This window comes from Rhodoferax sp. MLSD5-FHT05B10 (assembly GCF_058793415.1).
In genome coordinates this window covers 142,271-163,431 of sequence record NZ_JBXAFT010000004.1, presented here as the reverse complement: position 1 = coordinate 163,431, position 21,161 = coordinate 142,271, and the positions used below count along the sequence as shown (strand labels likewise).

At 66.3% G+C, this 21,161-nt stretch carries 26 protein-coding genes; 8 read left to right on the top strand and 18 right to left on the bottom strand.

Going from position 1 to position 21,161, the window contains the following annotated elements:
• The first annotated feature begins 132 nt into the window (after nt 1-132).
• From AC1Q5W_RS08000 to AC1Q5W_RS07980, 5 genes are read left to right on the top strand one after another with little or no spacing between them, the layout of a single operon-like run.
• The gene (locus tag AC1Q5W_RS08000) at nt 133-1,128 is read left to right on the top strand and encodes a chorismate transformation FkbO/Hyg5 family protein (protein WP_492644047.1); all 996 of its coding nucleotides are present in this window, start codon (nt 133-135) and stop codon (nt 1,126-1,128) included.
• A complete protein-coding gene (locus AC1Q5W_RS07995) occupies nt 1,118-1,882 on the top strand; it encodes a lysophospholipid acyltransferase family protein (protein ID WP_492644048.1) in 765 nt (254 codons plus the stop codon). Before AC1Q5W_RS08000 ends, AC1Q5W_RS07995 begins: the two co-directional genes overlap by 11 nt.
• Before the next feature lies 1 nt (nt 1,883).
• Entirely contained in the window at nt 1,884-2,663 is a 780-nt protein-coding gene (locus AC1Q5W_RS07990; protein WP_492644049.1) for a glycosyltransferase family 2 protein, read from the top strand.
• Complete coding sequence (locus tag AC1Q5W_RS07985; protein WP_492644050.1) at nt 2,660-3,430, top strand: class I SAM-dependent methyltransferase; 771 nt, start codon at nt 2,660-2,662, stop codon at nt 3,428-3,430. The genes AC1Q5W_RS07990 and AC1Q5W_RS07985 overlap by 4 nt, the downstream gene beginning before the upstream one ends.
• A gap of 38 nt (nt 3,431-3,468) precedes the next feature.
• A complete protein-coding gene (locus tag AC1Q5W_RS07980) occupies nt 3,469-4,347 on the top strand; it encodes a class I SAM-dependent methyltransferase (protein WP_492644051.1) in 879 nt (292 codons plus the stop codon).
• A gap of 14 nt (nt 4,348-4,361) precedes the next feature.
• On the opposite strand, the gene fabG is transcribed toward AC1Q5W_RS07980, so the two are convergent.
• Genes fabG through AC1Q5W_RS07910 form a run of 14 tightly spaced genes read right to left on the bottom strand, consistent with a single transcriptional unit; the run spans nt 4,362 to nt 16,243 of the window.
• Nucleotides 4,362-5,081 carry a 3-oxoacyl-ACP reductase FabG gene (fabG, locus tag AC1Q5W_RS07975; RefSeq protein WP_492644052.1) on the bottom strand — a complete coding sequence of 240 codons (720 nt, stop codon included), beginning with the start codon at nt 5,079-5,081 and terminating at the stop codon, nt 4,362-4,364.
• Between the two features lie 37 nt (nt 5,082-5,118).
• Entirely contained in the window at nt 5,119-5,556 is a 438-nt protein-coding gene (locus tag AC1Q5W_RS07970; RefSeq protein WP_492644053.1) for a hotdog family protein, read from the bottom strand.
• On the bottom strand, nt 5,553-6,347 hold the full coding sequence (locus AC1Q5W_RS07965) for a beta-ketoacyl synthase chain length factor (protein WP_492644054.1): 795 nt from the start codon (nt 6,345-6,347) through the stop codon (nt 5,553-5,555). Before AC1Q5W_RS07965 ends, AC1Q5W_RS07970 begins: the two co-directional genes overlap by 4 nt.
• Nucleotides 6,344-7,537: a beta-ketoacyl-[acyl-carrier-protein] synthase family protein gene (locus AC1Q5W_RS07960; protein WP_492644055.1), complete on the bottom strand. Its 1,194-nt coding sequence runs from the start codon at nt 7,535-7,537 to the stop codon at nt 6,344-6,346. Before AC1Q5W_RS07960 ends, AC1Q5W_RS07965 begins: the two co-directional genes overlap by 4 nt.
• A 44-nt stretch (nt 7,538-7,581) precedes the next feature.
• Nucleotides 7,582-8,304 (bottom strand): methyltransferase domain-containing protein, encoded by a 723-nt coding sequence (locus tag AC1Q5W_RS07955; RefSeq protein WP_492644056.1) that lies wholly within the window; start codon nt 8,302-8,304, stop codon nt 7,582-7,584.
• Nucleotides 8,289-9,092, bottom strand: coding sequence for a polysaccharide deacetylase family protein (locus AC1Q5W_RS07950; protein WP_492644057.1), 804 nt, complete (start codon nt 9,090-9,092; stop codon nt 8,289-8,291). Before AC1Q5W_RS07950 ends, AC1Q5W_RS07955 begins: the two co-directional genes overlap by 16 nt.
• A 2-nt stretch (nt 9,093-9,094) precedes the next feature.
• Complete coding sequence (locus AC1Q5W_RS07945) at nt 9,095-9,790, bottom strand: alpha/beta fold hydrolase (protein ID WP_492644058.1); 696 nt, start codon at nt 9,788-9,790, stop codon at nt 9,095-9,097.
• A complete protein-coding gene (locus AC1Q5W_RS07940; RefSeq protein ID WP_492644059.1) occupies nt 9,774-12,128 on the bottom strand; it encodes an MMPL family transporter in 2,355 nt (784 codons plus the stop codon). The genes AC1Q5W_RS07945 and AC1Q5W_RS07940 overlap by 17 nt, the downstream gene beginning before the upstream one ends.
• Nucleotides 12,125-12,718, bottom strand: a complete 594-nt coding sequence (locus AC1Q5W_RS07935; protein ID WP_492644060.1) for a LolA-related protein — start codon at nt 12,716-12,718, stop codon at nt 12,125-12,127. Before AC1Q5W_RS07935 ends, AC1Q5W_RS07940 begins: the two co-directional genes overlap by 4 nt.
• Nucleotides 12,705-13,646: a lysophospholipid acyltransferase family protein gene (locus AC1Q5W_RS07930; protein ID WP_492644061.1), complete on the bottom strand. Its 942-nt coding sequence runs from the start codon at nt 13,644-13,646 to the stop codon at nt 12,705-12,707. Before AC1Q5W_RS07930 ends, AC1Q5W_RS07935 begins: the two co-directional genes overlap by 14 nt.
• Nucleotides 13,643-13,942, bottom strand: a complete 300-nt coding sequence (locus tag AC1Q5W_RS07925) for an ApeI family dehydratase (RefSeq protein WP_492644062.1) — start codon at nt 13,940-13,942, stop codon at nt 13,643-13,645. The genes AC1Q5W_RS07930 and AC1Q5W_RS07925 overlap by 4 nt, the downstream gene beginning before the upstream one ends.
• A 1-nt stretch (nt 13,943) precedes the next feature.
• Nucleotides 13,944-15,296 (bottom strand): AMP-binding protein, encoded by a 1,353-nt coding sequence (locus AC1Q5W_RS07920; protein ID WP_492644063.1) that lies wholly within the window; start codon nt 15,294-15,296, stop codon nt 13,944-13,946.
• Between the two features lie 12 nt (nt 15,297-15,308).
• Nucleotides 15,309-15,956 (bottom strand): COG4648 family protein, encoded by a 648-nt coding sequence (locus AC1Q5W_RS07915; RefSeq protein WP_492644064.1) that lies wholly within the window; start codon nt 15,954-15,956, stop codon nt 15,309-15,311.
• The gene (locus AC1Q5W_RS07910) at nt 15,953-16,243 is read right to left on the bottom strand and encodes a phosphopantetheine-binding protein (RefSeq protein WP_492644065.1); all 291 of its coding nucleotides are present in this window, start codon (nt 16,241-16,243) and stop codon (nt 15,953-15,955) included. Before AC1Q5W_RS07910 ends, AC1Q5W_RS07915 begins: the two co-directional genes overlap by 4 nt.
• 195 nt (nt 16,244-16,438) lie before the next feature.
• Between AC1Q5W_RS07910 and AC1Q5W_RS07905 the strand changes: the two genes are divergently transcribed.
• Nucleotides 16,439-17,068 carry a phosphatase PAP2 family protein gene (locus AC1Q5W_RS07905; RefSeq protein ID WP_492644066.1) on the top strand — a complete coding sequence of 210 codons (630 nt, stop codon included), beginning with the start codon at nt 16,439-16,441 and terminating at the stop codon, nt 17,066-17,068.
• A 12-nt stretch (nt 17,069-17,080) separates the two neighbouring features.
• Here AC1Q5W_RS07905 and AC1Q5W_RS07900 read toward each other — a convergent pair whose 3' ends face one another.
• A complete protein-coding gene (locus AC1Q5W_RS07900; RefSeq protein ID WP_492644067.1) occupies nt 17,081-18,265 on the bottom strand; it encodes a trans-sulfuration enzyme family protein in 1,185 nt (394 codons plus the stop codon).
• Between the two features lie 57 nt (nt 18,266-18,322).
• A complete protein-coding gene (locus AC1Q5W_RS07895; RefSeq protein WP_492644068.1) occupies nt 18,323-18,742 on the bottom strand; it encodes a MarR family winged helix-turn-helix transcriptional regulator in 420 nt (139 codons plus the stop codon).
• A 147-nt stretch (nt 18,743-18,889) separates the two neighbouring features.
• On the opposite strand from AC1Q5W_RS07895, the gene AC1Q5W_RS07890 reads away from it, so the two are divergent.
• On the top strand, nt 18,890-19,450 hold the full coding sequence (locus tag AC1Q5W_RS07890) for a Yip1 family protein (RefSeq protein ID WP_492644069.1): 561 nt from the start codon (nt 18,890-18,892) through the stop codon (nt 19,448-19,450).
• A 49-nt stretch (nt 19,451-19,499) separates the two neighbouring features.
• Nucleotides 19,500-19,964 (top strand): tRNA (uridine(34)/cytosine(34)/5-carboxymethylaminomethyluridine(34)-2'-O)-methyltransferase TrmL, encoded by a 465-nt coding sequence (gene trmL / locus AC1Q5W_RS07885; protein WP_492644070.1) that lies wholly within the window; start codon nt 19,500-19,502, stop codon nt 19,962-19,964.
• 37 nt (nt 19,965-20,001) lie between these two features.
• Here the strand turns inward: trmL and AC1Q5W_RS07880 are convergent, their stop codons facing one another.
• Together AC1Q5W_RS07880 and AC1Q5W_RS07875 are read right to left on the bottom strand one after the other, a co-directional pair.
• The gene (locus AC1Q5W_RS07880) at nt 20,002-20,457 is read right to left on the bottom strand and encodes a MaoC family dehydratase (protein ID WP_492644071.1); all 456 of its coding nucleotides are present in this window, start codon (nt 20,455-20,457) and stop codon (nt 20,002-20,004) included.
• A 66-nt stretch (nt 20,458-20,523) separates the two neighbouring features.
• Nucleotides 20,524-21,141 (bottom strand): nucleotide-binding protein, encoded by a 618-nt coding sequence (locus AC1Q5W_RS07875; RefSeq protein WP_492644072.1) that lies wholly within the window; start codon nt 21,139-21,141, stop codon nt 20,524-20,526.
• Between the last annotated feature and the right edge of the window lie 20 nt (nt 21,142-21,161).

Here is a 21,161-nt window from a genome sequence, read left to right as displayed (position 1 = left end):
GGAGCCCCCTCTGTGAACCGGCCCGTTGCAGGGCGTGTGCGCACAGCGACAAACGGCATAATGCCGGGGGATCTGAAAACGAACATGTAGGGGGCGGTCATTTTGACCCAGCGGTCTGAATTGAAGTTATGGATGCATCGTAGTCCGGTCACGGATGAGGCCGGGCCGGACCGTCCGGGTTACCCCAACCTGGCCCGGGTCCTCCCCGGCGTGGTGTCCCCCCTGCACCATCCCGCAGATGCCATTCCCCTCTTTCAGGTCCCCATGACCTGCTTGGGAGGTGCACGGCACGCCCAGCAGTGGTGGTGTGTGGGCGGCGAGCAGCCCGCCACGGCCTCCCAGACTGTCAACGGCTTGACCGTGACCTGGGCACAAACGGCCGACTTCCTGTTTGCGTACGTTTCCATTTCGGCGCCCACGCCGGTAGCACAGCAAAGTTTTGATGCATATCAAACGTTGTTGCGCACCGCACAGACCCAGGGCAAGCCCCATCTGTTGCGGATCTGGAACTACCTGCCGCACATCACCGAGCCGGAAAATGGCGTGGAGCGCTACCGACTGTTCAACCTGGGGCGCAAGGATGCCTTCCGGGCGCAGAACTACACCCTGGCCGAGGGTGCCCCGGCAGCCTGCGCCCTGGGCACCCACAGCGGACCGTTTCAGGTCGCCATCCTGGCGAGCAACCGTCCAGGCATCGCCATCGAGAACCCCCGCCAAGTCAGCTCCTACCATTACCCCAAGCAGTACGGTGAAGACCCGCCCATTTTTTCCCGCGCAGCCTGGTTGCCACAGCACGCCGGAGAGGATGTGCTGTTCATCAGCGGCACCGCCAGCATCGTGGGACACCAGACCCTGCACTGCGGAAATGTGCTGGCGCAGGCGCAGGAGTCCATCCGCAACATCCAGGCAGTCCTGCACAGCGCCAATGACAAGGCCGGAACCGGGCAGTGGCAACTGGGCCACCTGAAGGGCTGCGTCTACATCCGCCACGCCACCGACTATCCGGTGGTTCGCGACTGCCTGCTCGCGCACGGCATGACGGACTTCTGCTTCATGCAGGCTGACATCTGTCGCAACGACCTGCTCGTGGAAATCGAGGCGGAAGGCCAGCTTCCCCATGCGCACTGACACCGGGTGGCCGCGGCGACTGGGGCAACTGTGCCTCTTCTACCTGATGCTCCTGTGGCTGGGCGCCATGCTGCTGGCGGGCAATCTCGGCCTGCTGCCCTTGCTGGCAACGCCCCGGTCGTTCCGGGAACCGCTGGCGCAGCAATTGATCAGCGGCCTGTTTCGCCTGTTCCTGTGGGGCGCACAACGCTGCGGCCTGATGCATCTGGACCTGAACGCCCTGGACGGACTGAACCAGCGCGCCCCCCTGCTGCTGGTCGCCAACCACCCCAGCATGATCGATGTCTTTCTCATCGTATCCCGGGTGCACCGGACGGTGTGCCTCATGAAGGCCAGCATCGGCGCCAACCTGCTGCTGGGCATCGGCGCCCGCGTGGCAGGCTACGTCTCCAACCGGCACCCCGACACGATGCTGCGCCAGGCCATCCGGGTACTGGCACCGGGGCAGCATCTGCTGGTCTTTCCGGAGGGAACCCGCACCACCCGCCAACCGGTCAATATCCTCAAGCCCGGTGTGGCCCTCATTGCCAAACGGGCCCATGTGCCGTTGCAGGCCATTTTTCTCGTCACCAACTCCCCCTATCTGAGCAAGGGCTGGCCCCTGTTTCGCCCGCCGCAGTTCCCCCTGGTGTACCGGGCCACATTGGGGGCGCAGCTGGCCTCCAGCGGAGCCTGTGCCGAAACGGCAGGAAGCCTGCAAGCCTATTTTGAACAGCACCTCACCCGCTCCATCGACCCGAGCCTGCGCGCCTGACATGCCCATTCCGTCCACCTCCCATCTGGTGCTGATTCCCAGCTACAACCCGGGCAGCAAGGTCTATGACACTGTCCGCGAGGCCCGCGCCCAATGGAACCCCGTCTGGGTCGTGGTGGATGGCAGCACCGACGGAACCGCCGACGGCCTGTGCGCCCTGGCGTCGCAAGACGATGGCCTGCACGTCATCACCCTCCCCACCAACCAGGGCAAGGGGGCGGCCGTGTTGCAGGGGCTGGAGGAAGCCCTACGGGCCGGCTTCACCCACTGCCTGTGCATGGATTCGGACGGCCAGCACCCTGCGACGCTGATCCCGCGGTTCATGGAAGCCTCGCGACGCGCTCCCGATGCCATGGTGCTGGGGGTGCCGGTTTTTGACGCCAGCGCACCGGCACTGCGGGTCAAGGGGCGCAAGATTTCAAACTGGTGGGCCAACCTGGAGACCCTGTGGATGGGCATCGGCGACTCGCTGTACGGTTTCAGGGTCTATCCCGCGGCTGCCCTGCGCGACGTCATGCAAGGCCAGCGCTGGATGCGCCGCTTTGACTTCGACCCCGAGGCCGTGGTGCGTCTGTGCTGGCGCGGCGTGCGCCCGGTCAACCTGCCCGCGCCGGTCAAGTACCTGCGCGCCGACGAGGGGGGAGTGTCCCATTTCAATTACTGGCGCGACAACCGCTTGCTCACCTGGATGCACATCCGCCTGATGGTCGGCTTTGCGGTGCGCCTGCCCCTGCTGCTCCTGCGGAAGATTTTTCCTGACCTTGCCGAGACCCCTGTATGACCCTTTCCCCCAATCTGGCGCCCGCCAAGGCGCCCCACGCGCCACTGACCGATTACTACCGTGACGAGCAGGCCCGCGCCGGTTTCGTGCGGGACATGTTCGACAGCACGGCCGAGGACTACGACCGCATGGAACACATCCTGGGCTTTGGCACCGGTATGTGGTACCGCGGCCAGGCGCTGGAACGGGCGGGTCTGCGAGCCGGCATGCGGGTGGTGGATGTGGGCGTGGGCACCGGCTTGGTGGCACGGGAGGCCGCACGCATTGTGGGCGAGCCCAGCCTCGTCACGGGCGTGGACCCCAGCCCGGGCATGATGGCCAACGCCAAAGTGCCAGCCGGCGTGGCGCTGGTGCAGGGCAGTGCGGAGGCCATCGGGTTTCCCGATGCGCATTTCGACTTCCTGAGCATGGGCTACGCGTTGCGCCACATCAGCGATCTCGACGCCGCCTTCCACGAATTCCACCGCGTCCTGAAGCCCGGCGGCAAGCTGTGCCTGCTGGAGATCACCTGCCCCGAAAGCCGCTGGGGCCGCTTCCTGCTCAAGATGTACATGAAGGGCCTGGTTCCGCTGCTGGCCCTGGTGGTGGGACGCAAGAAGAACACCCGCCGGCTGTGGCGTTACTACTGGGACACCATCGAGGCCTGCGTACCCCCCGAGCAGGTACTGGCCACGCTGCGGGCTGCCGGCTTCTCGGATGTGCGCCGCCACATCGAGGTGAGGGGCATGAGCATCCTGGCGGAATACCAGGCCGTCAAGCCGCTGTAACCGGCCGAGCAGGGTGCCGACAACATGAAAGGGTGCTGATGTCCGGCCCGGCAATGTTGGGACATTTGCTTCTGGAGCGCCTGTCGCGGCAGGTGCTGGAGCGGATACCGGAGCCCGACCTGGTCATGCACGACCCGGAGCAGGTTGCTGCCTTTGTGGACTGCGGACGCGACGAAGGCCTGCTGGCGTTCACGCACCTGTTTCACGCACTGCAGATCACGCCCCTCCTGCGCCCCGGCGACCGGGTGCTGGACCTGGCCTGCGGGCCTGCCAACCAGCTGCTGCCCGTCGCCCTGCTCAACCCGCACACACACTTTGTCGGGATCGACGCCTCCGCCACCATGCTCGATGTGGCACGGGCCACGCTGGCGCGCGGCGCCGTCGGCAATGTGGAACTGGCCACCGCAGACATGACCCGCCTGGACGGATTGGACGATGCCAGCATGGACGGCGTCATGTGCACCATGTCCCTGCACCATTTGCCGGACACCCGGGCGCTGGGGCGCACCCTGCAGGAGGTACGGCGCGTGCTCAAGCCCGGAGGCGCCCTGTACCTGGTGGACTTCGGACGATTCAAGCGCGCCCGCACACAGCGCTTCTTCGCATACGATCGCCGGGAATGCCAGAGTGCACGGTTTACGCAGGACTACCTGCAGTCCTTGCAGGCCGCGTTCAGCACCACGGAGTTGCGTGATGCCACCGCCCTGCTGGGACCGGATGTTGCCTGCTACCAGACCCCGCTGGCCCCCTTCATGGTGGTGTTCAAGAGCGCGGCCCGGCGCACCCTGGATACCGAAACCCGGCACCGGATGCAGCAGGCCCATGCCCGCCTGACACCGGCACAGCAACAGGACTTCCGGGTCCTTGCACGCTGGTTCCGGGCGGGCGGGTGCGCCCTGCCCTGTGCCCTGGCGTAATCAGCGGATACGGCTCACACCATGCCGCCATTCACCGAAATGACTTGCCCGGTGATATACGACGCCTGCTCCGACGCGAGGAACCCCACCAGATCGGCGACTTCCTGAGCCCTGCCCGCGCGCTTCATCGGGACCAGCCGCGCAATGGTTTCCGCATCAAACGCGTCCTTGCTCATGTCCGACGTGATGATGCCGGGCGCCACAGCGTTGACCGTGATGCCCCGGCTGGCCAATTCGAGCGAGAGCGACTTGGTGGCGGCATGCAAAGCGCCTTTGGCCGCCGCGTAGTTGGTCTGCCCCCGGTTACCGGTAATGCCGGCAATGGACGAGATATTGATGATGCGGCCCCAACGGCCCCGCACCATGGGCATGGTCAGGGGTTGCGTCACATTGAAAAACCCATGCAACGACACATCAATGACGCCATGCCACTGGGCTCGGCGCATGCCGGGAAACGCGGCGTCATCGTGGATGCCAGCGTTGTTCACCAGCACCGCAATGCTGCCGTCCTGCAGCAGGGTTTCCAAAGCGGCCTGGGTCGCATCGGCGTCGACCACATCGAACTGAACGGCCTGGGCCGCACCGCCCTGTGCCCGCAGCTCATCACACAGCGCCTGGGCTGCCGCCATATGGTGATTGGCGTGAACGATGACCTGCATGCCGTCGGCCGCCAGTCGGCGACAGATGGCGGCGCCAATGGCACCACTGCCCCCGGTTACTAAAGCACGTCGCATGGCGATTCCAATACGGAGTGAATATGAAGAAGCCGCCTCACGCCTCGGGGGCCTGAAGCAGGACACTGGCACGCCCGCTCAGCAGCACGGCGTCTGCCGCCAGCACACTGAACTGGTACAGCAGGCTGACCGCGTTGCCGGAGAACCGCTCGGCGCGCACCGTCAGGTCCGTTGCCACGTCATCCAGCCGCGAACGCAGCCAGCGCACATCGCGCACGCTGGTCAAGAAGCCCACGCAGGGCACAGCATCCTGTGCGGCCAGCAAGGCCCCGTGGACCGCCATGGCCTGTGCCGCGTATTCAATGCCGGCACTGATGCCCAGACGCCCGGCAAACCGCAGGGGGTTGTCCTCCCGGCGGTGGCTGTGCGCACGGCACACGATCTCGGTCGGACTCCAGTGCTGCACGGCCTCCAGCAGGCACATGCTGCCCTGGTGCGGGATGTGGGCCGCAATCCAGGCGTGGTCCGGATTCACACCTGCACCTCCACCGCGAGGTGCAGCCCATCCAGGTAGTCAATCACCACGGCCCCGCTGCGGGCCTGAGCCAGGAGTTGCAGCAAAGGCAGGCTGCGAGCGGCCGGAATGTGCTGGCGCAAAGACTCCAGCGTGGCGTCCGCCATGGGCGTCACAGCCACCGGCGTAGTCGCCAGCGTGAACGTGGCGCGCGCGGCATCCGTCTTGTGCGGATTGAGCAGCATGCCCACGCCCAGCGCATACGGAATGGGACGCAGGGCGTGCAGCGGCTCTGGGTACAAGGTATCAAAGGCAATCAGCAGACAGGGCTGGCCACTGGTCAACACCTGGGTGGCAGCCTCCAGCAAGCCGGCCGCAAAGGTGGCGTCATACGCGCACAGGCTGGTGGAAGGTGCCATGCAGCCCGTGGCAATACTCCAGTACCCCGCGGGCGCGTTGTGCACCGAATTGTGAAACCGTGTGGGCGACACGGCACGGTCCGCCGATGCCAGTGTTTCCAGAATGGCGTGGCAATTGTCGCAATCGCCCCCGGTGGAGGAAAAGACGGTGGCCAGTGGGGTGGCATCGGCGCCGGCGTGGCGCACGGCCTCGAAACCCACCGCCATGGCCAGCTTGATGGCCTGCCCCACGCGCCGGCGCTCCGCCGGCGGCAAAGCCTCAACGGGCGGCAGCACCGGCGTTGCCAGTTCAAGCGTGCTGCGGCCCGCCAGCACGCCGCAGGCGGCGTCCCAGCCCGACAGGCCCGGTCCGATCAGACCGATGCCGTCAACATGGACCTGCAGCGCACTCATGCCGGCACCCGCGACAGGACGAGGCTGCAATTGCTGCCGCCAAAGCCAAAGGAATTGCTCAGCACATGGTGCAGCGGCTGCTCCAGGTTGGCCAGCAGATATCGGCTGCGCAGCTGCGGGTCCAGCTCCCGCGTGCCGACGCCGCCCGGGGCAAAGCCATGGCGCAGCGCCAGCGCGCAGATGACGGCTTCCACGCCGCCGGCCGCGCCCAGCGTGTGCCCTGTATGCCCCTTGGTGGAGCTGCAAGGCGTCTGCGTGCCAAACAAGGCGCTGACGCCTTTGTCCTCTGCCGCGTCGTTGCTGGGCGTGGAGGTGCCATGCAGGTTGATGTAGCCAATGTCGGTGGTCTGCAGACCGGCCATGCGCAAGGCGGCCTCCATGGCCATGCGAGCGCCCAGTCCCTGCGGGTGGGGTGACGACATGTGGTGTGCGTCGCTCGATTCGCCAATGCCACTGACCAGGATATCGCCGGGCTGCGTGTTGGCGGCAGGCTCCACCAGCGCAAACGCCGCGCCCTCGCCCATGGTAATACCGTCACGGTGGGCATCAAAGGGCCTGCACGGCTGGGTCGATACCAGCTGCAGGGAGTTGAAGCCGTAGAGTGTGGTCAGGCACAGCGAATCCACACCGCCAACGACCGCGGCGTCAATCATGCCGCTGGCGAGCATGCGCTGGGCACTGCCAAACACCTTGGCGCTGGAAGAGCAGGCGGTCGACACCACGTAAGCCGGCCCCCGCAAGCCGAAGTACTGGCGCACGAAGTCGGCTACCGAGTAGCTGTTGTGGGTGTGGCGGTAGTCGAGGCCGGGCGGCAGGGCGCCACTGACCGGATCGCGGTGGCGGTAGGCGATTTCAGAACTCAGGATGCCCGACGTACTGGTTCCCAGGAACACCCCCACACGCTCTGCGCCATGGCGCGCGACAGCGCCCCGGACAGCGTCGGAAAAACCGTCCTGCTCCAAACCCCGCTGGGCCAATCGGTTGTTGCGGCAGTCGAACGCGGACAGATCAGCGCGCACCGGCTGGGCATCCAGGCCATCCACCATGCCAATGCAGGTATCCAGGTCCACGGTTTCCCATTGCGTGCGCGTGATGCCGCTGCGTCCTGCACGCAAGGCCTGCAGCGTGGAGGCCAGACCCGCGCCCAGAGCGCTGGTCATGGTGAACGAACTCAGTCGAAGTGATTGCACGCCAGATCCGCTTGAACAAGTGCTTGAAAGTTGGGCAGCGCGCATCATGCCACACGCGCAACGAGCAGGACGTTGGCAAACGGCGTGCCGTCGCTCATGGGGCAGGCCTGCACCACGAAGCCCCGGGCTTGCAGCGCCTGCACCCACGCATCCTGCGAACGGCACCACAGGCGGCTGATGCGGTAGCCCCGGACCAGGGCAATGCCCATGTCCACGCACTGGCTGAGCGCAAACCGCAGTCCGCCGCCGGCATCGCCCACACGGGTCACAAAGACCCCCCCGCCATCCAGTGCCGTGCGGACACGGTCCAGCAGCCGCTCCTGCTCCGCATAGGGGATGTAATGCAGCACGTCCAGCAGCGCGATGGCGTCTGCATCGCCCAGGTCGGCCACACGGATATCGCCGGCATCAAGCTGCACGCGCCGACCATGGACGGACTGCAAGGCCCGGTTGCCGCATGCCACGTCCTGCCCCACCTGTTCCAGCCCCCGAAAGTGCAGCCCCCGGGGCGGCGGCGTCAGGGACGCCGGCCAGCAACCCTCGGCCCGCAGTTGCTCCGCAGCCAGCAACCAGGCGGCCAGCAGCCCGCGGCCACACCCCAGGTCGAGAACCCGCGCCCCATTGGGAAACACCCCGTGTTCGATCAGCGCAAAGAACAGGGGATCGTGCCCCAGCTTGCCACGTGCCCATTGGTAATGGAACTGGCCGGACACCCGGTAGGGTTCACTGGCCAAGTCCCGCAGCCGCCGTTTCAGGATGGATCGCATACGGAACGCAAGGTGACGGGCGTGAGCCGGCGCACGGCCAGTTCATCCAGCAGGCGGGGCAACACTTCCAGAATGACCGGGCGCCCCGATGCCGTTCGGGCGCTGTGGCCATCGTGCAGCAGCAGAATATCGCCGGCCGCCAGCCGGTGGGTCAGGCGCGCCAGCACGCGCGCGGCATCCCCCTCACGGGTGTCATAGCCACGGCGGGTCCAGGTGGCCAGCCGCAACCCCAGCTGGTGCAGCACCGGGTCGAGAAAAGGGTTGCGCAGGCCCGCCAGGGCCCGGAAAAATACCGGCTTCTGACCGGTGATGGCCGCCAGCGTGGCTTGCGCGGTGCCCACCTCGCGCCGCCAGCCGCGCGGCCCCAGCGCTGCCGTGTGGTTGCGGTGCCACTGTCCGTGGTTTTCGATCGCATGCCCGGCGGCCACGATGGCACGGCAGACCTCGGGGTGCGCCGCGGCCCGCTCCCCAATGCAGAAAAAAGTGGCGCGTGCACCCCGGGATGCCAAGATCGCCAGCACCTGTGGCGTCACCTCCGGATCGGGGCCGTCGTCGATGGTAATGGCCACTTCGCCACGCCGCGCCGCCGCATCGGGCAGGCGCACCAGATTGGGCCCCAGCGCCGTGCTGCGTGGCCACAAGCCGATCGCACCGAGAACCAGGTGATTCAACAGCACCCCGCCCAACGCCCAGGCCCACAGGTCAAAGCGCAGGAGCAGCGCCAGCAGCGCGCCCACATGCAGCGCCACGCTGGCCAGCAGAGCAGGAGTGGGCCGCCAGCCGTGCATGGTCACCCCCCTGAGGCACCGGTTTGCGCCTGGACCGCTGGCAGGGCGAGGGGGCCATGGTCCAGCCATTGCTGCCACAGGGCTTGCCAGACCGGCCAGGCATGGCCACCGGGCACCGTGCGCACATGCGCGACGGGCAGCAGATCGGCCATCAGGCGTTGCCCTCGCACAAAACGGTCTTCACTGCCGGTGCTAAGGTGCACCGGTGTGGCCCACTGGCCAGATTGCGCCTCGCGGCACAGCCAGCGCCACCAGGCGCGCTCATCGCCCTGGCCTTCGTACGGAGCATCCGCCCAGGCAAGCGGACCGCCGGCCGTGCAGATTTCGGCCAGCACATCGCTCGTACCCGGATAGGGCGCCATGAGATGGACGCCCGCCAAGTGGTGCGCATGTTCGGCCGCGTAATACAGGGCATGGAAGGCGCCCAGCGATATGCCCGCCAGCCAGACCTGCGCGTAGCCCGCCGCCTGGGCCGGCAGAACCACCTGCTCGTGCAACAGGGAAACACCCGTTTTGTCCATCAGGTGCTGGTAGGTGGTTTCCACCAGCGCGAGATCCGCCCGGATTCCCCGCGCGCGCACGGCAGCGACAAAACCCTGTGCCAGGAAATCCTCGGGACGCGCCTGCGCCGGAGGCAGCAGTACCAGCAGCGTCTGCGCGCGGCGGGTGCTGTCGAAGGCATCAGTGATCTGGCGCATCGGAAGCTCCTCCTGCCAACATGGCGGAGAAAAACAGGGCCAGCAGGGCGCCAGGCCCGACGGTGGTACCAAATGCCGACAGCACCGGTACCGAGGACAGGCCCAGAACACCAAAACTGGCCACCGTAGTGAGATTGGCCACCACCAGCGAAACCAGCGTCTGACGGCGCTCGGCCAGGGAGCGGGCTTGCGCGCCACTGTCAAAGAACAGCGCGTAATTGGAACCCACGGCCACCACCAGCAGCAAGCCCACCAGATGCAAGATCGTCAGCTGGACGCCGCCGGCGAGATGCCCCGCCGTCACACACAGCACCGCGCAGGCCACCGGCGCGATCACCCGCAACATGCGCGTGACCGATCGCAGCGACAGCAACAGCAGCCCCACAATGGCCAGGCCGCCCAGTCCGGACAGCAGCAGCGCCTCCTTCAAGTAGCTATCGAAGATGCCCGTCGTTTCCTCCAGCAGATCAATCACGGTGACGCCGGAGAGGCCTCCCGCTTCCAGCGCTGCGTTGACCCTGGCGAGGTCAATCACATCACCCTGGGGGCCCACTCCGGTGGATTGCAAGGGCATGAGCACCAGAAAGTCCTTGTCGCGCTTGACCAGCAAGGAGTCCACCAACAGCGCCGCCGAGGTGCCGTCCAGATCGGCGCGCACCAGAGCGGGCCGGGACCGGTTGGCCTGCACGTCCGCCAGGAAACCCTCCAGGCGCTCGGGCTGGATGGGCAGGCCCACCAGGGCCTCCCGCAGGTTGATCCGTGCCTGCGCCTCGTCCGGCAGCGCCGCTTGGCGTTGCCGCTGCAACGCCAGGCTGGGCAGAACCCGCGCGGGCGAGTTGAACCCACCCAGATCCTGCTCCCGGATCAGCCCCTGCATCACCCCGCCGACCTGTTCGGCACGCTGCAAGGCGGTCTCCTGGTCGGGCGCCGTGAACGTTGCCATGTAGCGCATGTCTGGCGCCCCCAGGTCGCGCCGCAGCTCCAGGTCCAGCTGCATGTCCGCCTTGGAGACGGGGCTGAGGGCCGACAGCTGGCGGTTCCAGATAGCGCTGGAGTGGTAGGCCACGGTGCCCGCTGCCGCCAGCAGCAGCACCGCAATCAGCCACTGCAGACGCCGCAGGCGCTGCACCATGCCGTCCAGCAGCACGCCGAACCGGGACAGATCGCGCACCGCCATTCCCGGCGGGATCAAGCCCGTCAGGACATAGCGGGTCACCAGCACCGCGGCGACCAGACCGCTGATGGAGTACAGACCCAGCTGGGACAAGCCGGGAAATCCGGAGCCCAGCATGGCGGCAAAACCCGCGATGGAGGTCAGAACGCCCAGCCGGATCGTGCGCCAGAAACCACTGGCATCGGCCCCGTGGGCACGCTGAATGAACAGGTAGATCGAATAGTCCACGGCTTCCCCGATCAGGGTGGTGCCAAACCCCAGCGTCAGGCCATGCACATGGCCAAAACCCAGGCTCACCGCCGCAATCCCGACCAGGGCGCCGGAAACCACGGGCAGCAAGCCCAGTGCCAGCAGGATGAACGACCGGTAGACAAACAACAGCAAGCCCGTGACCAGCACCAGGCTGGCAATGGCCAGACGGCTGACTTCCGTCTCGATCGTGCTGCGCGAGGACACCGAGAACACACTGGTGCCGCTCATCACCAGACGGGTATCTGCGTGCCGGCCGGGGATGGCGGCAAAGGTCTGCTCGATGGTGTGAATCAGCTGGGCTTGCGCCTCGGTGTCGGAACCTTCCACGCGCGTCTGCGCCAGCAACAGGGCCCGCTGGCCGTCGCGGGAACTCCAGACGCCCTCCAGGCTGCGCGGCTGGCTGCCTCCGGCAAACTGCTCCAGCAGTTGCAGCGTTTCGCCGGTAGGGTCGTGTGGCAGCAGGCGCTTGAGTACCAGCCCCGCATTGCCGGCCAACGCATCCAGCGAGTGGCCAATGGCCTGGTGCAAGCCGTCACGGGTGAAGCGTTCACTGGTGACTGCCGGGCTCAAAAGGTACCGGTTGTTGAAGAAATAGGCGCGGTCCCGATCCTGGATCGACGCCTCGCCGTTTTGCACGCCCATGAACGACGGCTGCGCACGCAGCGCGGCCGCCAGCTCGCGTGACAGGCGGGCGCGCTCGGCCGCGTCGCCGCCTTCGATCCCCATCATGATGAGGCGGGCGATCACGCCGTCACGCAACTGCTCAACCAGCAGCTGCTGGCGCGCATTGGGCATCTTGGGCATGAACGCAGACAGGTCCGCCACAAAACGGGTCTGCACGATCACCGCCGCACACACGGCCAACGCAGCCAGCCAGAGGGCCAGCGCCAGTGAGCGGCTACCGGACTTCACTTGGCAACCGTTCCGGTGATGAACATCTCGGAACGATCACCGTCCGCCTGCTCGAATTCAATGGTCTTGACGCTGGCATGCGCACCGTTGATTCGGATGCGGCTGATGACCTGGGCCATGCGCGCCTGCGTGGGGATGAGCTGCAGTTGCCATTTCTCCATGGGGCCGGTTACGGCGACGGTGTAGTACTTCTCCAGCGCCGTGCGGTCGCCCGCCAGCGTGCCACGGATGCTTTCCACAAAAGCCGACACCTCCGGGTGTTCCTGCAGGCTCACAGTGAAGCGGCGTTTGTCGGCCTGGTCGATGGTGAGGCTGTCGCCCTCGAGCACCAGCGACTCCAGCGCAGGCTTCAGGGTGCGCTTCTCCAGCTTGTTCGGGGCAGTAAACGCCAATTCACCCGAAGACTCCACCGGCTTGTCCACGATGCCAATGTATTTCTTTTCCACAAAGCTGGCCTTGCCCGATTTCTGCTGTGCCAGCAGCTGCATCAGTTCCGGCAGCTTCACGTCACCCGCCATCGCCACGCCTGTGGCAAGGGCGAGAAGGACCGCAGCCAGCGTGCGGGGCAGGATCGGATTAGTCAGTGTCACGGCGCTGAGGCTCCCAGAATTCATAGAAATTAAACCAGTTGTAGGGTGCCGCCCGGCAATGGCGCTCCAGTGCGGCCACGTAGCGGGTGAGGACCTCGCGCACGGCGGCGTCACGCCCCCCGGCACCTAGGGCAGAAAAATCTGCCAGCAACTCAAAATGCACATCGTAGCGATTGCCACCCCGGTACAAACCGGCCATGAAATAGACCGGGTGGCGCAGCACCGCCGCCATGCGCAGGGGGCCGGTCGGGAAGTTGGCCGGCGCCCCCAGAAACGGGACGCTGATGTACTGATCCGGCCCGGCGGCACGGTCTGCCAGCACGCCAACCATGGCGCCGTCCTCCAGCTTGTTGCGGATGGCCAGGATCGCATCGAGCTGCCCCAGCGCAATGATGTCCTGCATGGCCCGCGGGTTGATCGCAGCCAGCATGGTGTTGATCTGGCGCGCGTTCTCCGGATACATCGCCATGCAGACCCGCATGCCGGGCTGGTCGCGCGCCAGGGACCGCAGCACCTCAAAACTGCCCAGGTGCGCGCCAAACAGGAAGAGCCCCTGCTGGCGGGCGTGCACCGCGTGCAAAGCTTCGGTGCCGTGCGTGCGGATATCGAACAACTCATGCCGGTCGTTGATGAGGTACACGCGGTCATGGATGGTGCTGGCAAAGGTCAGGAAATGCCGGTACACGTCCCGCCAGGTCGCAGGCCGCTCCAGACACCGCGTCAGGTAGGCGCGCGAAGCCCTGCGCGCGGCGGGTACGGCCAGCAGGAAATACAGGGCAATGCCGTACACCACCGTGCGGGACAGGCGCCGCCCCAGGGTCAGCGAGAGCCAGCACATGACGCGCAACCAGAACACGGTGCCGCGCTCCTTGCGCTGCATCCACTCGGGCATTTCGCCGGACTTGCGCGGCTCGCCGGGTGTGCTCATGTCGCAGACCGGTGGGCAACCACGAACCGGCCGCTGGCCACGGCACGCGCACCGCACCGCACCTCGAAGCGCACGGCCTGGTCGACCACCTCGTACACAACGCTCAACGCGTCGCCGGGCAGTGCGGGACTGAGAAATTTGGCCGCCGCCACCCCCTCCAGCACCAGCCCGGTCGCCGATTCGACGGCATGCTGTGCCCAGTCCAGCAACAGCACGCCCGGAACCAGCGGCCGGCCGGGAAAATGCCCGGCAAAGGCCGGGTGATCGGGGGCACAGGTGATGTCCACGCTCGGCATGTCAACTCCGCGGTGCCAGATGCTCGGCCATCAGAGCGCGCAGGGCGGCCGCCACGATCTTGCCATTGCCATCGCGCGGCAAGACGTCCAGCGACACGATGGGCCGGGGCAGGAACACCGGGTCCAGGTGTGGCCGCAAGGCAGCCAGAATGTCCGCCGGACTGAGCCCGGGTGCCACGACAAACGCCGCCAGGCGCGCAACGTCCTGCCCGTCCTGGGGGGCGGGCATGCAAAAAACGCCATCGCGCACGCCGGGCAAGCCGGCAATGACATGGTTGAGAAAGGCCAGCGAACTGCGTTTGCCGGCGATGTTGACCATGTTCGCGCTGCGATCGATCAGCCGGAAGACCGTGGGGCCGAGCAACTCCACAACGTCGTTGAGGGTCTGTGCCCCCTCCAGATGCCCGCCGGTGGCGACCGTGGCGTCCTGCTCCTGGTGCAGCACGACGCCTTCGAAGGTTGTCCACTCGGCTTGCTGGGCCGGGCGGCGCGTGGCGAGTTGCCCGGTTTCGGTGGATCCGTAAATTTCCAGCATGGGCGCCGCCAGCCGGGACTCCGCCAGAGCGGCCAGATCCGGCGACAGCGGCGCGGTGGCACTCAGGATCGCCGCCACCGGGGGAACGGCAACATCGGCCTCCAGCAACTTGCGCAAATGAAAGGGCGTGGTCACCAGCAGCCGCGGCGCGGGCAACTTCGCCAGCACGCTGGCGACATCGGCCGGGAAAAACGGGGTCTTGTCGCTCAGCTGCCCGCCGGTCAGGAGAGGCAGCAACACGGTCGACTCCAGCCCGTACATGTGCCGAAAAGGCACAGTCCCCAGGACGGAACAGGGCCCGCCGGTGGCGGCCCACAGACGCTCGGCCTCGGCCCGCGCACTGTGCAGGATGCGTCCAAAACTCTTGTGGTGCGCTACCGGCTGGCCCGTGGAACCGGAGGTGAACACGCGCGCGACGCATTGGTCAGCAGGAATCTGCGGCATGAACACCTCCGCTCCCCCAATATCCGCCACGTCCGCCCCCACCCGCAGGTAGGGCAGGTGGTTCAACGGCGGCTGCGGCTGGTCACCCACGCATACCAGGTCCGGCGCGTCCGCGCACAGGGCGACCATGTGCTCTGCGGCCGGCGAGTTGGGCAGCAAGCTCACCAGCCCCCGGGCAATGGCCGCAAAGAACGCCACGGCGAACCCGTAGCGGTCCATGCAGACATTGAGCACCGGGCCGCCGCTCGGCAAACGGTCGGACAGGGCCAGCACCTCGCGCAAGAAGGTGTCGCCACGCACGGCGTGCCCATTGCGATAGGCCACGACCGCATCGGGAGAAAAATCGGGCAACAGCGGCAGCGTGGGCATGGTCATTCGGCGCAGGTCCTAGCGGCGCCGCGCGTAGGCGCGGTAGGCCTGGATCGTCTGGGCAATGCTGAAGTGCTCCCGGTTGGGCAGGGCGCGCAGGCGGATCAGGTATTCCCCGGCGAACATGACGCCCAGCAGCACCGGAGTCAACAGGTTGGCAAACGCCGACCACACTGCCAAGGGAGCCAGGAAGAACAGCAAGACCGAGAGGACCGCGCTGGCAAAGAAAAACGCCGTCCAGGCCACCGTCACTTTCCACGTGTAGTGCAGGTACGCAGCATCCAGCGGTGTGGGCAACAGGAACCGGGCAATGCGGGAACACAGCGCCTGTGCGTGGCCGTTCCCCAGCGTGCTTCCGAACATGATGCCCAGAAGCGCCATGGCGCCAGCATGCTGCATAAAAAACAGCCAGGCCATATGGCTGAGCAGTTGGTCCACATGCAGCGCAATCGCCACCGCGCCGACAGCGCACAGCGTCAACGCCGCCGCGCGCGCACGCGCCTTCCAAGCCAGGGCCAATGCAGCGGCACCCAGCGGGGCAAGGCCAACTACCAGGGCGATCACGGGCGGATGGTCGGAGGCGGCGGCGAGGTAGCCCAGCCCAAGGTAGACGGCTCCCGCCGCTGCGATCAATGCAAGACGCAGAGCCTGGCGGATGGAGATCACTTCGTGCGGTGTTCGCCGATGTAGGCCGTCAGGGTGCGCAGCGAACTGAAAATCTGGAAGTTGTCTTCGCTGTCGGCCTTCATCTGGATGCCGAATTGCTTGGAGATCACCAGGGCGACTTCCAGAATGTCGATGGAGTCCAGTCCCAATCCGTCCCCGTAAAGCGGTTCTTCGGGCGCAATGGCGTCGGCGGAGGTTTCCAGATTGAGTGCGGACACGATCAGCGCGGCAACTTCACGCTCGAGCAGCGTGTCTGGAGCGGCCAATGCGGAGGGTTGTTGTTCCATTGTGATTAGAATCCGTTGGTGTTGCGTACGGGAATGCAGCGGCACGAAATTTTTGCCCCATCAGCATGCGATTGCGGGCCCGTTCGGGCCACGGCCTCAGCGTGCTGCCGATTGTAATGTAGCCCCCCGCCCCTCCAGCGCGGCGCTGGACACCGTTGGCGCTCCCGGCGAACCACGGAAGAGGAACAAAGCAGCATGTATTCCACGATCATGGCGCACTTCTGGTTCAAGTTTCTGGGCACCACCGGTTTCACACTCACCTTCTTTTCCGCCTACATCTACCTGCTGAAAAACCCGGCCGCGCACGTCACCGTCATGCCGGTCACGCTGCTCGACCGGCTGGTGGGCTTCGAGCCCCTGGCGTTGCCCATCTACCTGTCGCTCTGGGTCTACGTGTCGCTCCCCCCCATGCTGATGCGCACACGGCGGGAGATCATTGAATACGGGATGTGGATCGGCGCCCTGTGCCTGGTGGCCCTGGTCATCTTCTACTTCTGGCCCAGCGCCGTTCCCCCGGCCAACATCGATTGGGCCGCCTATCCGGGCATGGCCTTTCTCAAGAACGCCGATGCGGCGGGCAACGCCTGCCCTTCCCTGCATGTGGCCACCGCCGTGTTTTCCGCGTTCTGGCTGCATGCCTTGCTGCCCTCCGCCGGCCTGGGACGCGTTTCGCGCGCTGTCAGCGCCTGCTGGTGCGTGGCCATCGTCTACTCGACGCTGGCAACCAAGCAGCACGTGGCGCTGGACGTCTTCGCCGGCACGGCGCTGGGCATCCTGGTGGCCTGGCTTTCCCGGCCGAAACCGGCGCTGGCCGCGTCCTGGTAAAAGGCCGCAGACCTACGTGCCAGCGTGGCCGGCAGCATCCAGCGCGCCGGCCAAATCCGCAATCAGGTCGTGCGGGTGCTCTATCCCCACGCTGAGCCGGATCAACCCCTCCCGTATGCCATTCTGGGCCCGAGCCTGCGGCGTGATGAAGCTGTGCGTCGTGCTGGCCGGATGACAGGCCAGGCTGTCCACATCGCCCAGCGAAACGGCCTGGGTGAACAACTGCAGCCGATCCAGCACCGCCGCGGCACCCGCCCGCCCCCCGTGCGCCAGTTCAAAGGAAACCATGCCGCCGTAGCCGCCCTGCATCTGGCGCGTGGCCAGGGCGTGCTGGGGGTGGCTGGCCAGCCCCGGATAGTGGGTGACCGCCACCGCCGGGTGCGTGCTCAGAAATTGCGCCACGGCCAGGGCGCCCTCGCAATGTGCCACCATGCGCAGGGGCAAGGTCTTGATGCCGCGCAGGAACAGGAACGCCTCCTGCGGCGACAGGTTGCCGCCCACCTGCCCCAGGCCGGTGCTGCGAATGGCCGCCACCAGCGCTGCTGATCCGGCCACCACGCCGCCCGTGGCGTCGCCGTGGCCGCCCAGGTATTTGGTCATGGAATGCATCACCAGGTCAAAGCCGTGCTCCAGGGGCCGCGTCAGGCAGGGGGTGCAAAACGTGTTGTCGGCCACGCTCACCACGCCGCGGGACCGGGCCACCGCCGCCACGGCGGACAAATCGTGGAGGCGCAAACCCGGATTGGTCAGCGTTTCCACCCAGACCATGCGCGTGGCCGGCGTCAGGCTGTCGGGCAGGCCGCGCAGCGAAGCATCCACCGCCCGGATACCGAAACGCTCCCCCAGGGAACGAAACAGGCTCTCGGTCCCCCCGTACAGGGGCCCCAGGAACACGAGTTCGTCGCCCGGCTTGAGCAGCCCCAGCAGGATGGACGCGGTGGCCGCCGTGCCGCTGCCGAAAGCCACCGCAGCCGGCGCACCTTCCAGGTCGGCCATCTTGGTTTCCAGTGCCTGCACCGTGGGATTGCCAAACCGGCTGTAGCGGTAACCCGGGGCATCGCCGGCAAAAATAGCGGCGCCGTGCTCCAGCGTGCCGTAGCCGAACGCCGAGGTCTGGTGGACCGGCGTCGCCAAGGCGCCGTGGGCGGGGTCCGGGCCTTGCCCGGCATGCACGGCACGTGTACGAAGATGGCTCATGACGGGGCTCCCTACAAAGGTGGTTTCGCCGGGTTCATCGCCAAAGCGGCCCCGGCGTCACGGGTTGGCGGCAGGCGTGTCGGCCGGCGTCAACCCGCCGGCCTGTCCGCAATAGACGAGGAAGGTTTCCAGCTCGTCCCGGTGCTGGCGCGCCAGCCGCTCCACGGTGCGCTCCCCTTCGTCGGTCAGATGCACCTCGACCTGGCGCAGGTCGGTGGTGCTGCTGCGCCGCTGCACCAGCCCCAGGGACTCGCAGCGGGAAACCAGGGCGACCACACCGTGGTGCTTGGCCTGCAACCGCTCGGCCAACTCCGTCACGGTGGCCCAGGCACGCCCCGGGTAGCCCTTGATCTGCAACAGCAGCTGGTACTGCAACGGCGTGATGTCGTTCTTGTTGCACAGCTCTTCGCTGAAGCGGAGAAACAGCCGCAGCTGGTAGCGGAACTTGGCCAGGGCCTCGAAATCGGGTTGGGCCATTGCCCGCTTGCCGGCCCCCGCAGGGCCACCCGGTGAAATTGCGATTGACTTGCGCTTGCTCATGATTTATAAACCGAATATATCATGCCGTGATACAGTTATTGCACCGCGGCCATGGTTCTGAAACCCATTTTCTGGAGGTGCCAAATGAATGTCCTGTCTGTTTTCATGGTGACGAATCCGCCCCAAGGCGGTTGGTCGGAGCTGGGTCAGACCCGTCCCCCGCTGCTCAAATTATTTGTAGCCCTGATTTTCCCCCTGTCGCTGCTGCCGTCCGCCATGCTGTTTTACGCCGGAACCCACTACGGCAACGCCATGGTTACGGGCTACTCCAGCAAGCCCTGGGGCAGCATTGCCATTGTCTTCTTCCTCACCGAGGTGGTGACGGTGCTGCTCATGGGCTGGCTGGTGGGGCAAGTGGCCCGGCAGCACCAGGCGCAGCTCAGCACGCGCGATTCCTACCTCATTGCCGGCCTGGCGCCCGTTCCGCTGTGGCTGTCTTCGCTGGCCTTGCTGGTGCCCAACCCGCTGTTCACCTTGGTTGTCGCCGGTCTGGCGTTCGCATTTTCCTGCCGCCTGGTCTACAACGGCGTGTACGCGCTGTGCCAGTTGCGTGACGGGGTTGCAGCAGCGGCCATCACGCACACGGTCATGGGGGCCAACCTGTTCGTCTGGGCCATGCTGCTGTGGCTGATTGTGGCGCTGTGAGCGCGTCGCTGCGCCAACGCGGCGCAGCACACGGGCGACAATAGCGCCCATGTTCCATATTGTTCTGGTTGAACCTGAAATTCCGCCCAACACGGGCAACGTCATCCGCCTGGCGGCCAACACCGGCTGCACGCTGCACCTGATCGAGCCGCTGGGCTTTTCCATGGACGACAAGCACATGCGCCGCGCCGGGCTCGACTACCACGAGTACGCCACGCTGCGCACCCACGCCAGCTGGCAGGCCTTTCTGGCAGCCGAGCAGCCCGCGCCCGAGCGGCTCTTTGCACTCACCACCAAGGGAACCGGCAATGTCTATGACGCGGCCTTCCAGCCCGGCGACTGGCTGGTGTTCGGCTCCGAAACCAAAGGCCTGTCCGACACCGTGCGCGCCAGCTTCGCCCCGCAGCGCTGCCTGAAACTCCCCATGCGGGCGGGCCAGCGCAGCCTGAACCTCAGCAACGCCGTGGCGGTGACGGTGTTCGAGGCCTGGCGGCAGAACGGCTTCCAGAGCTAAGCCCACGCGCCGCACCTGGCGGCTTGGGGGAAACCGATCAGGGGTAGTGGCGGGCGATCGACTCGGCCACGCAGGCCGGCTTGGACGCCCCTTCGCGCTCGGTGGTGACCTCCCAGGTCATCTGCATGCCGCCGTTGTCGATCGGGTCGCAGGCCAGCAGCTTCATGCGCGCGCGCAGGCGGCTGCCCACCGGCACCGGGCTGACAAAGCGCACCTTGTTCAGCCCGTAGTTCACACCCATGCGGGTCTGCACGATGTGCAGGGACGACTCAAAGAAGCGCGGCAGCAGCGACAGCGTGAGGAAGCCGTGGGCAATGGGCGCGCCAAACGGCCCCTGCTTGGCGCGTTCCACGTCCACGTGAATCCACTGGTGGTCCCCCGTGGCCTGGGCAAACAGGTTGACCTGTTCCTGCGTGATGGTGATCCAGTCGCTGACCACGACTTCCTGTCCCACCAGGGGAAGCAGCTCGGAGAGAGTTTGGAATGTTTTCATGACCCCACTGTAGGGTCTGGCGGGCGCGCCCGGTGTCAAGCCCGCGACAAACCCGCCACCGTCGCTTCAGGCATCCAGCCAGTCGCACAGGGCCTGCCACTGCTCCAGGTCCTTGGCCACCCGCCCGGGCGCCACGTCAAACAGCGTCAGCCCGCGCGCGGCCAAGTGGATGTAGTTCTGCGTGTCGCGCAGATAGCCCAGAACCGGAACGCCCAGCTGGTCCACAAACGTGTGCAGCTGGTCGGCCGCAATGGTGCGGGCGTCCACGCGCATGCCCACCAGGGCAATCTGGGTCTTCTCGCTGTGCTTGTTCTGGGCCAGCTGGTCCAGAAACGCCCGGGTGGCAAAGATGTCGAACACGCTGGGCTGCAGTGGCACGACGATGTGGTCGGCCATCTTCATCACGTCATTGAAGCGCCAGCCGTGCAGGCCCGCCGGAGTGTCCAGCACCACATGGGTCGTGCCCTTGGGGGGTTTGGCAATGGCGTCCGCATCGGTCTCCCAGCTGGCAATCGGGCGTGCCGCCGTCGGGCGCAACCCCAGCCACAGACGCGACGACTGCTGCCGGTCCACATCACCCAGCATCACCGCGTGCCCTTGGGACGCGTAATAACCCGCAATATTGGTGGCCAGCGTCGACTTGCCGACGCCGCCCTTGGGATTGGCCACAACCACAACTGGCATGAGGTTCTCCTGACGGTTTG